Raw genomic sequence first — 17065 nt, forward strand, 5'->3', positions numbered from 1 at the left:
TGCGGGTCATAAGTCTTTCCTTTTGAACCTTGTCAATAGACATGTTTGCGATATATAATAATCGCATTAAAGAGATTTTACAACAGCCAGCTAAAAAGGAAGGGGTACAATGGCGGACATTTGTGTTTTGCAAACAGGTATTGATATGTCCGTATTTTCTGAACGGCTTAAGATGCTCAGAGAAGCTCGGGGATTAACCCAATCACGGCTTGCCGAGATGATTGAGGTACTGCCCAGAGTGTATAACCGCTGGGAGCGGGGACACATCGTCCCTCAACTGGAGTCCCTGATTAAGCTGGCTGATGTTTTACAGGTTTCTCTCGATGAACTGGTTGGCCGCCGCGAGACCAGCAAAGATGTGAAGATACGTAACCACATATTGCATGAACTCTGGCAACAGGCTGATTCGTTATCCGATGAGGAGCAAAAGGCGTTGATTATGGTGATTGACAGTTTTGTTACCAAGTCAATGATGGAAAAAGTTGTTATGAAGAGCGCCAAGCGCTGAGATGACGCGGCTACCATGAGTTCGCACCTCATGATAGCCGCTGACCACACAACCAACTATGTAGGAGTTGATTTATGGCTGAACGCGATTGTAATGTAAATTCAGGCAGTTCGAAAGCGCAACGCCGCTATAAAGTCGGCTATATCAGCCGATGTCACGCCGACCGCCACACTGGCATGACCCGCTATTACAGCCAGCACCCCAGTTTGCATCTTAAAGGTAACTGGCTGGAAGAAGCGGGCTTTGCCACCGGGCAACCGGTGCAGGTCAGTATTGAGCACGGACAGTTGATTATTCGGCTCGTTAAGAACAGCTGATGGCTCAAAAAAGCTCCCAGCCAAGCGCTGGGAGCTTTAGCATGACTAATTACCTTCTATCCATACTTGCTTTATCCAGCTAGCAAGATCAGGCCAACTTTCCTCGTTATAACCATCAAGCGTCCAATACTTAATTTTTCCATCATAATCAATACAATAATAACTGCCATTATCTTCACAGATCGGGAGCAAATTTTCAGGTAGCCCTTGCTCTCTTGCATCGCTTAACGCTTGTGACAGTTCTCCATAATATTTTTTATCACGGGTAACAGATAACAAATCTATAGTTCCGTAGAATATATTACTTATTTTTTTTAAAACCTCTTTATAATCATTTGAAAATTCGAAACCAATTTCTTTTTCATACTGAGAAATTAATTCATCATCTGGCAAATCAACATCATTTCTTTGACCATCTGATAAGCGTTCGATTTCTTCAATAACATCATTAAGTTTAGTATTCATACGTAACCCTATTTAAAATCGTTAGCTCGTTGTTTCCAATAATCAGAACGCCACTTATTAAACTCCGAGCGGTTAATACCTGAGGGGATACTATTATCATTTATATGTATGACCTTATGATTATCCTTATGAAAACTCTGCGTTACCTCAGCTATAGGTCCATCCTGCTTTTGTAACATATGATGTAAATTGACAGGTTTCCCATCATTACCGATAGGTGCTCTACCAGCTCTCATAAGTTCTACGTTTGTCTTACCTGATTTAGGATCAATACGGCTTGGATCAAACAAGTCATTTCGTTGATAAACCTTATTTCCTTTAAAGGGAACTGGTTCAGCCGACCAATATTTTCTGTCCTGGCCAAAGTATTTTGCGACATCTGTCTGTGTTGTTGTACTTGATTTATTAGCCGTTTGGTTAGGCTGTACTTGAGTAGCTTCCGCCGGAACGCTTTTATTAACATTACTTTTTGATGATACAGATGATGGCTTCGCCTGTATCTTATTACTGGCTGCTCCCCCAATAGCCCCGACCGCAGTCTCCAACAACATCAGGTTACGCTGCTCTTCCTTCACATATTGCGCCGCATCCGCTTTGGACAAGCCCGATTTTTCCAGCTCTTTTTGGCGCAGTTCTGTGTTAAAGAACCCAGAAAGTGGTCCGCTGCCGCCATTTAACCAGCTGCTCTGCTCTGAACGGCCTAGCTTGTCATTGGCACGGTATCCCGATACCGCCAGTTCTTTACCCAACTCATGGTTGATAAAGGCCAGCTCTTCGCGGCTCAACTCACCATTCAACGCCATTTGTTTCAGGCTGTTGATAGTTGCATCACTGGCCTGCCGGTACTCTGTCCAAACCCCTTTACGGCAACTGTCATCCTGACACGATGCCAGTTTACCGCGCATGTCTTCAACCGACGGCAGACCTTTATCCAGAATCCGCTGGCTCAGTTCTTTGGCCTTGCCGCACGCTTCCGGTGACAGCGTGCGGCAATCGCCCAGATTTCGGGAGGCCAGCGCATTATTCTCAATCGCATTCTTCCCGGCCTGGGCACCAGCGACCGTGCTGCCGGTAGAGTCTCCTGCAATTCCGCCTGCCAGTCCGGCGGCGAGAGTGGAGAGGGTGCTGATAGTCTGCTTCTCCTCTTCACTTAAGTCACTGACTTTAACATCTTCACCATGAAAATGCTTCATCAGTGCCTGAGCGGCCAGTTCACCGGAAGCGGCACCGGCGGCACCCGCCAATGCATTGTTACCACTAGCTTCCGCAACCACCGCTCCCAGAATCGCATGGGCCAGCGTATTGGTGGCAACATCTACTTGACCCGTTTGCCGGTCAGTGGTCATATCCTTAATCACCCCGGCCAGATACGGTGAGGCGCCACCGGCCAGTACCTGACCAATATTCCCGCCTGCCAGTCCCTGAATGGCTGCCGTTGCGGCCTGTAAGGCGGTCTGGTATTTACCACCGGTACCAAAGCCAGAATCATTTAATGCCTGATTGTAAGCCGTGTTGTAGATTTGGTTTTTGATGTCATCCTCAGTTGGAGGGAGAGTGCTGGTTTTCGCCAGTTTCGCTCTGGCGTCTGCTTTGTCCTGCTCGCTGATATTCGCCATTTTCGCGTTGGCGGCTTTGGTGGCGATAATAGACCCTTCAGTACCGGCAATATCAATCACCTGTGCGCTGATTTCCCGAATCAGTTGTGCCTGTCTCAGTCGTTTCTGCTCTTTCTCTTTATCAAAGATAGGGCTTAATGCATTGCCGGCATTATCCGTGTCGCGGCTCAGGGTGGTGATATCCTGCTGTTGGTGGTCCTTATCCCTGATAGCAATCGTGCCGTCACTGACTGCCGCATGAGTGGTGCTTTGAGCATGGCCTTCTTTATTCGCTCCCCCCAGGGTATTGGAGGCCAGATTACTCAGCAATGAGCTCCCTACCGGTCCGCCGGTGCTGAATCCGGCGCTCCGGTGTTCGGTTTTGAAATCCGCTTTGTTTTGAATATCCCCGAAGCTTAGGGTACCGGTATCAAGGGTGTTTTTGGCTTTGTCTGCGGTACTGGCAATCACAGCGCCGTCAAGTTGGGTATGTTCGCCCACCTTCACCTCATAGCCGCCTTTGCCGGCAAACAGCCCGGTCTGTTCCTGCACGGAATCGAAGTTGCTGTGGATTTTGTCGCGGCCGACATTGAGACTCAGTGTCCCATCAGTCTGAGGGCCGACCGTGACACTGGCGCCGGCACTGACGTTCTGCTGCTTCATATCGTAGCGGTTGCTGTCCTGTTCGCTGGTGAGCGTCAGGTTGCGTTTCACATCCGCGGTAATCTGCTCGCCACTGACCTGTGCGCCTTTGAGAGTGGCATCCCGGCCTGCGTTGAGGGTAACGTTCTGTCCGGCATCCAGGGTGGTTTCGTTATGGCTGACGCCGTCACCACTTTCACGGCCTTTGCCGTAGTTGACGCTGGCGGAGACATTCAGGCCGGTGCCACCCGGTCCGGCGGTGAAGCCCACACCGAGTGAGCCGCCGCTACTGCTGTTGCTGCCAGTGGTCTGTTCGGTATTCTGGCTGGAGGTCAGCTGAATATCCCGGTTGGCATTGAGTTGCAAGTCTTTGCCTGCCTGCAACCGACCGCCCTGAACACGGATATCGCCATTCTGGTCAGGAGTGTCGTTGCCGGTGGCGGTGATATTGAGGTTATCCCCGGTGGTCAGGCTGCTGCCTTGTTGGGTGGTCTGGTGCTGTTTCTGCTCTGAACGGGAGGACTGACTGCCGTAGGAGAGGTTGATACCCACCAGGTTGTTGTTAGTTTTGTTGTCACCACCTTTGGCATCGGCCAGTCGGGCGGCCTGAACCGCCTGGACCCCGTTGAGGGCGGCTTTGGTGCCCTGTAAGGCTTTGAGCCGGCTGTCACTTTCACTGCTGGCCGCCTTAACGGTCTGAACGGCGGTATTCACAGCACTGCCGGCTGTCCCGGACAGGGCCACGGTCAGACCGCTTTGTTTCTGTTCTGTTTTGGAGATAGCGGTATGGCTGTTTTCCGCGCTGGTGATAGTGACATCCTGACCGGTGAGGGTCATATCCTGGCCCGCCACCACATCACTGCCGTGAACGTTGAGCCGTTCTCCCGCGTTGAGCGTGACATTGCCCTGGCTGCTGCCGACGGTGCTGCCTTTGCTGAGATTGCTGTCGATGTCAGTGGTGGATTTTTGGCTGGCTTTGCCGACGGTAAAGCCGATACCGCCGGTCCCCATCAGGCCGGATTTTTTCTCCTTCCGCAGGTGCGTCTCGTGACGGGCTTCATCCGCGGTGGTGACAGTGAGCTGATTGCCAGCGGCCAGATTGACATCCTGGGTGCCAGCCACGTTACTGCCGATGATGTTCAGGTCCTTGCCGGCCTGTACGGTGACGCTGTCCCCGCTCAGGGTGGTGCTTACTGCCCGGCGCTCATGGATTTCGTCGTGGGTTTCGACTGACGATTTGGAGAGCAAGCCTTTGCTGGTCTGTTTGCTATGTTCGACCAAGTCTGATGAAGCGGTACCGGCGTTCAGTGTGAGGTTGTTCCCGGCCTGAGCCGTCAGTTGCTGACCGGCATTTACGTTAGCGGCGGTAGCATTGAGGTTATTGCCGGCTCGTAGTGCCAAGTTACCGGCGGTGGTTATCTGGCTACCGATATCGTGCTCTTGCGTCAAATGGCGGTAGTTGTCTTTCCCCCAGTCACCGTTTTCGGTGCGGCGGGTGCGCAGGGTGTCCAGTGTCAGGTCACGACCTGCCGTTATCTCTGTCTGACTGTCTTTACCAGCGTTTTTTACTTCACTGGCAGTGAGTTGGACGTTGTTGATGGCTTTCAGCGACAAGGTACTGTTGTCATTCTGGACATAAATTCCCGCGGGGCGGTCCAACCAGCGGTTAACATTGTCATCGCGCAAGGTAGAGGTGCTGGTGATATCCCGGCCTGCCAGCGCGGAAACTCTATCTTGTCCCTGAATGCTGCCACCCCGGTTGGTGATATCCTGCCGGGCGGTTAAGTCAACCTTGCCGCTCTGAATAAAGCCGCTGTTGGTCAGATTGTTAGCGGTCAGTTGGGTCACTTCGCGTCCGCTGATGGTACCGCTGTTGGTGATATCACCCCGGCTATTGAGTATGACGTTGTGACCAGAGAGCAGAGCGCCATCTCCGGTCAGGTCGCCTTTATGCACCCGGGCGTAGACTTGCGGTACGGTCACGGTCTGGGTGGAGCCATTCGACAGGGTCACCGTCCGGTTGGTCAGCCAGATAATGTCCGAGGTGAGCAGGGCCATCTGCGCTGGACTCAGTGCGATACCCGGGGTCAGTTGTTGCTGTTTGCCGAAGGCGACCCCGGCTTCCATCAGCGCCTTGAACTGGGCTTCATCATTGTTGTGACCGGCCAGATAACGGTGTCCGGTCAACTGGGTGATTTGGTCACGTACCAGACGTTGTTCGTAGAACCCGTCTCCCAGGCGTTTGTGGGCCAGTGCCGGATCATTGGTGAGCTGTTGTTGCATATAATCTGTGCCCAGCCATTTTTTATACTGGGTGAATTTGGGGTCGGTTTCTACCAAATAGTGGCTGTCACTACCCGGTTGCACGATGTACAGGCTGTTATCCGGCAGGCGGGTCTCCGGAGCGACTATGCGGATAAGCGGTTCGACTGTCTGTCCTTTGACGGTGTCAGGCGGCAATGCCAGTTCAAATTGTTGGCCGGTCGGTAATACGAGTGGGCGTTCAGCCAGTGTGCCGCTATCCGGCAATGTGATGGTGTCCGGTGGTCGCACCCGCTCAGTCTGTTGACTGGTAGGTGAAAGCGTTGGGTGTTCAGTCAGGGCATCTCTGTTCGGCAGTGCCACTGTGCCGGATGGCAATATCAGCTCAGTTTGTTGGCCCGTAGGGGAAAATAACGGGCGATCAACCAGTATGTCCCTGTTCGGTAGCGTGACTGTCTCCGTTGGGATAGACACGGTAGTTCCCCGGTCGTTAGCCTGCAATGATCGGTCGTCAGTCTGCGTTGGGATGCTGAGTGTGATGGCGTTGATAGTCGCATTTGTGAGTGTGACATCACCTGCGCCTGCCATCCTTGAGACCAGATTAATCCCGGCTGGTGCACTCTGAACACTGCCTGTTTGCCGGTCACTGATCGTTATGCCCGTAGCGTCAGGGCGGGTGTTGCCCTGCCAAGCCAGTGCTTTCAGGTCAATGGTTTCGGTTATCGGTGCCGGGCGATAATCGCTCCAGCTTTTTCCCTGGGATCTTTTGCTCCTTTTTAGTCGGCGTTTTTTCTTTTTGGGGTACCAACGGATTTGGTTGCCTTCATCTGCGGTGATACGTTCACCCTTGGTTGAGTTATTGTGCAGTTCGTCAATATTTCCCCCCAGTATTGCGCCAGCCACGATTTGACTGTCGTTGTTGGTTAGCATTGTACTATTTAGGGTGATGTTGCCCCCAGCCAGAATTTTACCTGGGTCGCTCTCTTTTATCTGGGTTTCTGTGACGGTACGGGTATATTGGTACTCGTAAAATTTATTATCGTCGCTACCGTCCGGCATCACAGCGGTGTGTACGCCGTGTCTGTTTTTGTAGGAAATATCCACTTCAGACCAGTCATAGCGGGTGGTGTGGCCGCTCAACACAGCTTCATGACGTTGGGATTTCTCCGTTTCTACCACTTGGGTGACCAAGCGGTCGTTGGTATTGCGGATAATAGCCGCATTAATTCCCAGGTTACGCCCGGCCTCGATGGTTGCCGCATGGTTGCTGAGTCGGCCAGCTTGACTGGTGGCGGTCAGGTTCTCATCCAGTTGTCCGCCGATATTCATATCGCCCACGCTGTAAATTTGTGCATGGTTACTGTTGTTGAGGATACCGGTGGCGATATCCATTCGGTCCCGGGCAGCAATGGCCGCAGCCTTGCCATCCTGTGCGGTGTTATTGAGCGTGCCTGTTTGGAAGGCTATCCGGTCACCGTAAATACGTCCGGTACCGGTGTTGTTCAGTATTTTGGCCGTCAGATGGGTGAGTTCGCCGTCAATGAGTCCCGTGTTGGTCAGTGTGTCGCGGATGTTGACGCGGGTTTTCCCAGCACTGATTTCCGCAGCTTGGGTGTTGGTGAGGTTTTTCGCTGCCAGGTACGCTTGTTCGGCTTTAATTGTGCTGTCATTGATAATGTTGCCTGTGGTTTCCAGAGACAGCTTGCCGTTGGCGGCGGTGTTGCCGGTGTTGTGGAAGTCCTGTTTTAACTTTATCTCCATGTCGCCCTGCGATAATACCTGTCCGTCACCACTCAGAGTGTCAGCTTTGATGCTGGTTTTTTCACTCGCAATTAGAGTGCCTTTTTGGTTGTTAACCGTCAGTTTCTGATCTTCGTCTTCAATGGTGAGTCGTTTTCCACCAGAAATCAGCCCTTGCGTGTTATTCAGTGTCTGGCTGACGATGGTTTGCAGGCTATTGGCTCCCCGTAATGCGCCTTGGGTGTTATCCACCTGTTGAGCTTTAATTATCAGGTTTTGGGCTTCGGTACCTTGGTCAGGGTGATTAGTCTCCCGGTTAATGAGTTTTGCCGTGTTTAATGCCAGTTGTTGGTTACCATGGATAAAACCGCCGGTGTTGTTCGTTTGTTTCTGTGCGTTAATTGCCGCGTCACCCACGGCTTTGATCTGTCCGTGACGGTTGTCGAGCTGTTGGGTATCAAGGTCCATGGTGTCTGTTGACAACAATTTGCCGTCCTGATTATCAGTATCGGCCTGCCCCGTGTCGATAACCAGTTTTCCACCCTGAATATGTCCGTGGCGGTTGTCCAGTTTGCCGCTGGTCACTGTTGTTCCGTTATCACCAATGATACGGCCGTGCTGGTTATCCAGTAGCTGCTTGTTCGTGTCAATATTGACGGTTTCCGCCGACTGTAATGTGCCATTGTGGTTGGTGAGTGTTTGGCTGTGAATCTCCAATCCACCGTTACCGGCAATACGGCCATTGTTATTGGTCAATGTTGTGCCGGTGATGTCGGTTTTGCCGTCAGCGGCAATAAAACCGGTGTCGTTATTTAATTCTCCGATATCCAGTCTCAAATCTCCGCGGGCAGAGAATTCGCTTGACTTGTCTTTGTCGCCGTTATTATCCAGACGTTGACCTTGGGTGTTCAGGCTCAGTTTGCCATCAGTCCGGACAATTCCTTTCAAGTTATTGAATGCTTGGGTAGTCAGTTCAATTTGTTGGGTGCCAGTCAGGGTACCTTGGGTGTTATTTACCGCTGCGGTGTTCAGTGTGGCGATTTTATGGCTGGCAATAATACCGGCTTGATTATGTAAATCACCGCTGGTAATTAACATGTCATCCTGACTGCGAATGCCGCTCTGATCGTCACTGTTCTCATTAGTCAGGGTGTGACCGTTCGTATTGAGTGTCAGTTTACCTGCGGAATGTAACAGGCCGCCGCTGTTGTCAGTTTCATTCACTGATAATTCCAGTGCATCGGTTTTGCTGGCAAGCGTCCCGCGTTGGTTTTTCAGTTTACCGCCGGTAATGGTTGTCTTTCCCGTGCCAATAATGACGCCATCATGATTGTCGATTTCACCTGTGGTTAGGGTCATCGTCCCTTTACTGATAACACCACCGTTGTCGCCGCTTTTTGCTGTAGTCAGTTTTTCTCCATGCGTGTCCAGCGTCATATCACCGGCAGATTCTATCTTTCCGCCGGTACTGTCGAGTTCCCCGCTGTCGAGTTGCAGGTTTTTCTTACTGACGATGGTGCCAGCCTTGTTGTGGAGTGATTGTTTCTGCGTGTCAATGTGGGTTTCATCGCCACGGATAAATCCGCGATCATTGGTCAGTTTACCGGTGGTCAGCTTCATGGTATCTCGTGCCATGATACCGTTGAGTTCACCGCTGTCAGTGTTGGTCAGTTCCTGCTGTTGGGTATCCAATTCTAAGCTGGCTGCGGATTGTACTAGTCCGCGTTGGTTGTTAACTGCTTTTGTTGTTAGGGAGGCTTTGCCCTGCGAGAGGATTTTACCGTCGGTATTGTTGAGGTTCTGGCTGATCAGTGTGATCTCGCCTTGCGAGCCGATCACGCCAGCGGTGTTGTCGATTTTACCGGCTCCTAAAGTCAGGTCACTACCGCTGCGTATGCCATGGTTATCCCCGCTTTGCGCGTTAGTCAGCTTCTGGCCGTGGGTGTCAAGTGAAAGAGTAGTACCGGATTTCAACAAGCCACCGGTGTTATTCAGTTCTCCGGTGTTCAATGTCAGTTGTTGATGTTGACTGACCATTGTACCGCCGGTGTTATCAACTATTCCTGATGATGTCACTTTGAGTTGTTGATTGGTTGCCACGATCCCCTGATGGTTATCGATGGTACCTGCGGTTATCGTCAGGGTTCCCTGGCTTGAGATCCCCTGTTCAGGATGGCTTTTGCGGTTGGTTATTTTGCCCTGTAGCCCATCCAGGATCAGGTTTTTATCTGCATGGATCCGGCCCGCTTCATTATTGATGCCTTGAGCGGTCAGCTTCATATTGCCTGTGCTGATTATGCCGCCGTTTTTGCCGCTATTGATGTTAGTCAGCAGTCCGCCTTGCGTATCCAGTGTCAGGTTACCGGCAGATTGCAGCAAGCCACCGCTGTTGCTAGTTTCGTTTACTGTTAATGTCAGTGCACCGGTTTTGCTGACGAGTGTTCCGCCCTGATTTTTCAGTTCACCGCCAGTGACTGTTGTTGTTCCTGTACCAATAATGGAACCATCACGGTTGTCGATTTCACCTGTGGTCAGGGTAAGTGTGCCTTTACTGATAACGCCATTGTTTTTCCCGCTTTGTGCGGTGGTCAGCTTTTTTCCATGTGTATCCAGCGTTATGTCGCCATCAGATTCTATCGTTCCTCCAGTACTGTCGAGTTCACCACTGTCGAGTTGCAGGTTTTTCTTACTGAATATGATGCCACCCAGGTTGTTTAATGCTTGTTTTTGAGTGTCAATGTAGGTTTCGTCGCCACGGATAAATCCGCGGTCATTAGTGAGTTTACCAGTGGTCAGCTTTAGGATGTTCCGGGCGATAACCCCACCTAATTTACCGCTGTCAGTATTAGTCAGCTCATGCTGTTGTGTATCCAGTTCCAGATCAGTTGCAGATTGCACTAGTCCATGTTGGTTGTTGACTGTCTGTGTTGTCAGGTTTGCTTTGCCCTGCGAGAGGATTTTACCGTCGGTATTGTTAAGGTTTTGGCTGGTTAGTGTAGCTGTGCCTTGTGAATCTATCACGCCAGCCGTGTTATCCACTTCACCTGCTTTCAGGGTCAGGTCACCGCCGCTGAGTATGCCGTGTTTATCTCCGCTTTGAGTGTTAATCAGTTTCTGACCGTGGGTGTTGAGTGAAAGAGTTGTTTTGGATCGCAGCAGACCACCAGTGTTATTCAGTTCGCCGGTATTCAGTGTCAGTTGTTGATGCTGGCTGAACATTTTACCGCTTGTATTATCAACGGTTCCTGTTGATGTCACTTTGAGCTGCTTATCAGCGATTACTCTTCCCTGTTGGTTATCAATGGCGCCTGCGGTCATAGTCAGGGTTCCCAGGCTTGAAATCCCCTGTTCAGGCTGGCTTTTGCGGTTGGTTATTTTGCCCTGTAGCCCATTCAGGATCAGGTTTTTATCTGCATGGATCCGGCCAGTTTCATTATTGATGCCTTGAGCGGTCAGCTTCATATTGCCTGTACTGATTATGCCACCGCTTTTACCACTGTTGGTGTTGGTCAGTAGTTCGCCTCGCGTATCCAGCGTTAGATCATCGGCAGATTGCAGTAAACCGCCGTTGTTGTCAGTTTTGCCTACTGTTAATTTCAGTGCGCCGGTTTCGCTGGCAAGTGTCCCGCCCCGGTTGTTAAGTTCACCACCGGTGACTGTCGTTGTTCCTTTACCAATGATGACGCCATCATGGTTGTCGATTTCGTCTGTGGTCAAGGTGAGTGTGCCTTTACTGATAACGCCACCCGTATCGCCGCTTTTTGCCGTGGTCAGTTTTTCTCCATGCGTGTCCAGCGTCATATCACCGACAGATTCTATCCTGCCACCGGTACTGTCTAACTCCCCGCTATCGAGTTTTAGATTTTTCTTACTGGCTATGGTGCCAGCTAAGTTGTTTAGCGCTTGCTGATGGGTGTTAATGTGGGTTTGATCACCACGGATAGAGCCGCGGTCATTGATCAGTTTACCGGTAGTCAGTTCCAAGGCATCTTGCGCTATTATCCCGCCGTTTTCACCGCTGTCAGTGTTGACCAGTTCCTGCTGTTGGGTATCCAGATCCAGACTGGCTGCGGATTGTATCTGTCCGCGTTGGTTGTTGACCGCTTGTGTTGTCAGATCCGCCTTTCCCTGCGAGAGGATTTTGCCGTCGGTATTGTTGAGATTATGGCTGGTCAGTGTGGTTTCGCCTTGTGAATCTATCACACCAGCAGTGTTATCTATTTCACCAGTTACTAGCGTCAGGTCATTGCCGCTGCGAATACCTCGTTTATCCCCGCTCTGGGCGTTAGTCAGCTTTTGGCCTTGGGTGTTGAGTGAAAGGGTGGAGCCGGATTTTAGCAGGCCACCTGTATTATCAACGATTCCTGATGTTACTGTGAGTTGTTGATTGGCTGTCACGGTTCCTTGATGATTATCGATAGCATCTGCGGTCAGAGTTAAGTTCTCTGAGCTTAGTATGCCCTGATCAGGTTGGCTGTTACGGTTGGTTATAGTTCCTTTCTGCCCATCAAGGATCAGGTTTTTGCCCGCATGGATCAGGCCCGCATTATTGTTGACGCCTTGGGTGGTCAGTTTCATGTTGCCTGTGCTGATTATGCCCCGGTCTTTACCGCTGTTGGTGTTGGTTAGTAGCCTACCTTGCGTATCCAATGTCAGGTCGCCAGCGGATTGCATTAATCCCCCGTTGTTGTCGGTTTTGTTTACGGTTAAGGTCAGGGAGCCAGTTTTGCTGGCAAGTTTCCCGCGTTGGTTGTGCAATTCACCACCAGTGACGGTTGTTGTTCCTGTACCAATAATCGAGCCATCTTGGTTGTCAATTTCACCTGTGGTTAAGGTCAGCGTTCCCTCGCTGATAACGCCACCGGTGTTGCCGCTTTGGTTACTCAGTGCTTGCTGGTGGGTGTCAATGTTGATGCCATGACCTTGAATAAGGCCAGCATCATTATTTAGTGTACCGCTGGAAATCCGTAATGAATCTTTGGCAATGATACCGCCGGTTTTGCCGCTGTCAGTATTCGTCAGGGCTTGGTTTTGGGTATCCAGTAACAGAGTGGACTCTGATTGTATTTGTCCACGGGTATTATCCAATGCCTGTGTGGTCAGCTCTGCCATCTGCTGCGATAACAGTTTGCCGTCTGTGTTGTCAACGTTACCGGCGGTAAGGGTGGTTTTTCCTTTAGCAGAAATGATGCCGGCTGTGTTGTTGATATCGCCTGTACGGAGTTCCAGCTCACCTTTGCTTAATATGCCTTTTTCGTTGTCGCTGTTGGCGTTAGTCAGCTTTTGTCCGTGCGTATTCACTATCATGTCACTGCCGGATTGCAGCAGACCTGCTGTGTTATCCAGTTCACCACTGTTTAGGCGCAGTTTTTCTCGGGCAATAACCTTCCCAGCAGTATTGATGAATTTATGTCCTTTTGTCTGGCTGTTTATCTGCTGAGCCAGTAATCGTCCCTGATGGTTATTCAACTCCTGACTTTTTGTGGTGAGTTGTGTTTTAGCTTCGATTCGTCCGTCGGCGTTTTTAATGTTTTTGCCGATGATTAGCTCTGTGCTACCGCCAGTTGCAATAATTGTACCCTGGCTGTTATCAAGCTGTGTTGATGTTAATTGGATATTTTTACCTGCCTTCAGTCTACCATCCCGGTTATCCAGAGCGTCGTTGACAGTCAGATCTAAGGAGCTTTCTTCGGCAGCGATTATTTTGCCTTTGCTGTTATTCACTGTAGTGGCGTTAATTGTCAGGTTGCCGTTACCTTCAATCTTGCCATTGTTGTTATTCAAGGTATTGGCAGTGAGGGACATTTTGTCTTTGCCCTTCTGTTGCATTAATCCACTCTGGTGGCTCAATGTGTCTGCTTTCATGGTAATTTTGTTGGCGGTAGTGACTGCTTTTTTGTTCAGTTGCAGGTTGTGGGCTTGTATATCTAATTCACCGTTGGAGAGCAGATTGCCTCCATCGCCTATCCACTGTTGTGTGTTAAGTGATAGTTTACCTTCACCAGACAGTTGAATTGTTCCCAGGGTGTTGTCCGCTTCATGTAGGGTCAGATTCAGGTTATGACCATTATTGGCGATTTTTCCCCGATGGTTGTCCAGCTTTGCTGTTGTGATCGTCAGTTGTTTCCCTTCATTGAAAAGGGTGCCGCCGCGGTTGCTTAATTTTTGGGTGTTGAGTACCAGGTGGCTTTTGCCAGTCTGATTAATTTTCCCCTGATTGTTAGATAAATCTGGTGTGGTTAAGTTAATTTCCCGTGCCACCAATTTACCGCCATCATTGTTAAACTGGCCTGGTGTTTTAGCCGTAAAGCGGTCAGTGGTGACGGTGGCGTTGGAGGTGCTAATCTCGTTTTGACTGGCAGTGAGTTGAATGTTGTCGGCAGAGGTTTGGCTGCCGCTGAGATCAATCTTTTTACTCTGTACTTCTAAGGCATTAGTTGCCAGATTTTGTCCATTGGCTTGAATTTGCTGTTTAGCGCTCAGTGTCAGCGAACCGGGCTGCGTGGCCTTCCCTTTATCATCAATACCGGCAGCCAGAATACTACCTTTGTTACTTTGTATTGTGCTCGCTGTTATTGTGGTATTGCCTCGAGCCGCAATTGTGCCTCTGTTCTCAATTTGCCCATCAGTTGTAAGGCGTACTTCGCCGGCTGATGCCCCAATGTGACCAGCGTTACGTACGCCCACACCAGCCTCTGTTCCTACCAGCGTGATTTTATTGGCATACATTCCACCCAGTGCCGCTACGTCCAGCGTAAACTTCGGGCGATCGTTGTCGTCAGCGGATTTTTTCTCAATGTTCTTGTGTGCTGCGTCAACGATATTACGCCCGGTAGTGACTTTCAGATCCTGAGCATGTAGCTTGCCGTTGATTGCCACCGAGCGGGCAATAATTTCCGTGTAATTCTGTTGTGAGCTGTCCATGCCCAGCCCTTCAATGCGCACTTCCCCCCGACTGATATCAAAGCCTTTTAGTCGGCCTTGTTCCATCATTGCCTGCCCAGTGGTGAGTGTTGTGCGATGGGCGTTGATAAATCCGCAGCCGTTGCAAGTGATACCTGCTGGGTTGGCAATAATAATTTCTGCTTTTTGTCCGGCGACTTCAATCCAACCATTGAGCAGGCTCGGGTTAATGCTGTTGACTTCATTAAGAATAATTTTGGCTTCTGCTTTAGCGAGCCATGGGTTTCCTGCCACCATACCGCCCAGTTGAGTTTGGACAGCATTGTGACTGTTATTAAGAATGACGCCTTGTTTATCTATATCAAATTGACTGTAGGTATTGCGCGAAACACCCGCAGCGCTAGGGGTCTGAATATTGATTTGTGGCGTGCCGTTTGCGCTGTTAAGGATAGTCGGTTGCTGATTACCCGGCGCTTGTCGGTCGGCCACAATGTCTGCTTGTGCGGTCAGAGATATGCAGCCAGTTGCCAACAACAAACTTAGCCTTAACGCGGTTAGCCGACAAAGGCATTTTGATGATTGCCGACGGCTACGGCGGCGTACCGTACTACCTTGCCCGGAGGTAGCAATATCGGCCACGACCATCAGCATGTTCCGAGCCTTGTTAAAGATAATGCGATACAGATGCTTGTTCATTGTTTTTCTCCGCTAACACGCTTTATATCTGCTACGCTCTGGCAGCATTGTTATTCTGAATTAGTACTGCCAGTACAAATTGAATCCGGTTGTGACTGGTGAGGTTTTGAAGCCATCCGGTTTGGATAGGGGGATACCGGCAAACAGGTCATAACTCACGCCTTTCAGGTTGCCTCGCCAGCCCAGGACGCTACCAGCCAGGCGTTTTCCCAGCCGTTTTTCGTTCCCCGGTCCGCCAATTTCGCCATAATCCATTCCCATATACAGGGATTGACCATTCAGTGGTGTTTGCCATTCCAGCTCGTTACGGCTGTACCAACCACGATCCGCATTCAGTGTCCGTTCCCCGTCAAATCCGCGTACAGTCCAGGATTGCCAATCGAAAATTGATCCTGTGGTGTCAACTGTCTGGCGCTGATTTGACGCATGTATTGGGTTTTGTAGGAAAATGACTGAGAAAATAAGGTAAATGGCGCGGAAAGCGCGGCAGAAAACTGGGTTGTTTTAAGCAGAGCGGTTGCCTCACCAAGGATCTCTTCTTGGGCTGGTTGAGCACCAAACCAGCGTGTTCCCTGCTGGTAAGTCACCCCGGCATCCAGTGTTGCACTGCCGATGTAGTGACGATGAGATAGCCCCAATTTCCAACCGGCGGTTTCCCGTCGCTGTACGTCTATTTCAAAGTCATCAATGAAACTCTTGGATGTGCGACGATAAATTTCCCCATTAAAGGAAGTTTTTTGGCTAGCGTTACGATGCAAGACCCGGCTTAGCTGGAAATTCAGGTTTTTGCTTTCGCCACTATACTTAGAATCGTGATATGGCCCTGCTACTGTTTGGTTATAATCATAATTACTGGCGGTAATGCCCGCCATCCAATACCCTACAGGCAGTGAGTAGTGGATGGTGTAGTTTTTGTTGCCACGACCGGAAGGGGAGTGAATATCGCGTCCACCGGAGATATAAAACAGGTCACTCAACGCCAGTGGATTATGCAGATATAAAGTTAATCCACCTTGGTAGCGCCCGGTGCTTTTAGAGCCTGAATCATCCATATAGGTGGCTAACTGCCAATGCCGTGACTGACGCCAGTCCAGCACAATATCGCTTTCTCCTGGCTGTTCACCCGGCACAATTTCCATATTGGCTTGCACAGTAGAAAAACGCTGTAGGTTTTCCAATCCCTGTTCGATATCCCGTAAATCAAGCAGCTTTCCTTCACGGGGGGGAAATGTGGTTACCCGTTGGATATAACTTTCGCTTTCGGCGGTATAGCGGATATGCCGGATTTTTCCCGGTATCACCACCAATTTTAATGTTTTGGAATTAAGATCTTGATTAGGTGCCAAGACTCTACTGGTGACATAGCCATGACTGATTAGCCGATTTTGTATCTGGGTCATCAACATATTAATTCCCTGAGTGCCCAGACAGTGATTTTCGCCCTGTTGGGCTAGACGCATCAGGGGTAACCAGTGTGGGAAGTTTTCCGTTCCTTCAAGCACGACTCGTGTAATGGGAAAACAGGGCGTATCGACCGGAAATTCAGATGGCACTGTTTTTTCAGGTATAGACAGACGAATATCCTTAGGTGGCGGTGCTAACTGGGCCTCCAGGGCTTTCTGACGTTCCTGTTGATGAATAAGTTGTTGATCTGATATTTCGGTAGCTTTAGCACTAGTAGAAACAATAAGAAAGCTAGTAAAAACAATAACCTTTTTTTTCATTATTCTTTAGCATCCCGCATGCGTCATGTAATTTTTGGGGTGCCATTAATAATTAATTTCTCTTGATAATCAACATGTAAAGTTTACTTAATTTATATGAGCTTGGTGTGTTGATTTATTTTATTTTTAATTAAAACAATAACTTGTATTTTATTGAAAAGTAAGGAAGAATGCGGGATGCGTTGTTAATCAATGAATTATGTGAATAATATG

General features: G+C 49.8%; 4 protein-coding genes and 1 pseudogene. 2 read left to right on the plus strand and 3 right to left on the minus strand.

What is annotated here, in order from left to right; translation table 11 throughout:
* Window positions 1-109 precede the first annotated feature (109 nt).
* The gene (locus LGZ99_RS09165) at window positions 110-508 is read left to right on the plus strand and encodes a helix-turn-helix domain-containing protein (protein WP_036838980.1); all 399 of its coding nucleotides are present in this window, start codon (window positions 110-112) and stop codon (window positions 506-508) included.
* Between the two features lie 74 nt (window positions 509-582).
* Window positions 583-825, plus strand: a complete 243-nt coding sequence (locus LGZ99_RS09170) for a SymE family type I addiction module toxin (protein WP_228903077.1) — start codon at window positions 583-585, stop codon at window positions 823-825.
* Window positions 826-870: 45 nt separating this feature from the next.
* On the opposite strand, the gene LGZ99_RS09175 is transcribed toward LGZ99_RS09170, so the two are convergent.
* From LGZ99_RS09175 to LGZ99_RS09190, 3 genes and pseudogenes are all read right to left on the minus strand, one after another.
* Entirely contained in the window at window positions 871-1290 is a 420-nt protein-coding gene (locus tag LGZ99_RS09175; RefSeq protein WP_011144929.1) for an SMI1/KNR4 family protein, read from the minus strand.
* A gap of 8 nt (window positions 1291-1298) precedes the next feature.
* Entirely contained in the window at window positions 1299-15128 is a 13830-nt protein-coding gene (locus tag LGZ99_RS24675; protein ID WP_315903482.1) for a hemagglutinin repeat-containing protein, read from the minus strand.
* Window positions 15129-15188: 60 nt separating this feature from the next.
* A pseudogene (locus tag LGZ99_RS09190) lies at window positions 15189-16852 on the minus strand (ShlB/FhaC/HecB family hemolysin secretion/activation protein).
* Window positions 16853-17065: the final 213 nt, after the last annotated feature.

This window comes from Photorhabdus temperata (genome assembly GCF_025384845.1).
GTDB lineage: Bacteria > Pseudomonadota > Gammaproteobacteria > Enterobacterales > Enterobacteriaceae > Photorhabdus > Photorhabdus temperata.

Bases quoted from the DNA above. Each gene is read 5' to 3' on its own strand.
- LGZ99_RS09175 (WP_011144929.1), bottom strand. From the start codon at position 1,290: ATGAATACTAAACTTAATGATGTTATTGAAGAAATCGAACGCTTATCA.
- LGZ99_RS09165 (WP_036838980.1), top strand. From the start codon at position 110: ATGGCGGACATTTGTGTTTTGCAAACAGGTATTGATATGTCCGTATTT.
- LGZ99_RS09170 (WP_228903077.1), top strand. From the start codon at position 583: ATGGCTGAACGCGATTGTAATGTAAATTCAGGCAGTTCGAAAGCGCAA.
- LGZ99_RS24675 (WP_315903482.1), bottom strand. From the start codon at position 15,128: ATGAACAAGCATCTGTATCGCATTATCTTTAACAAGGCTCGGAACATG.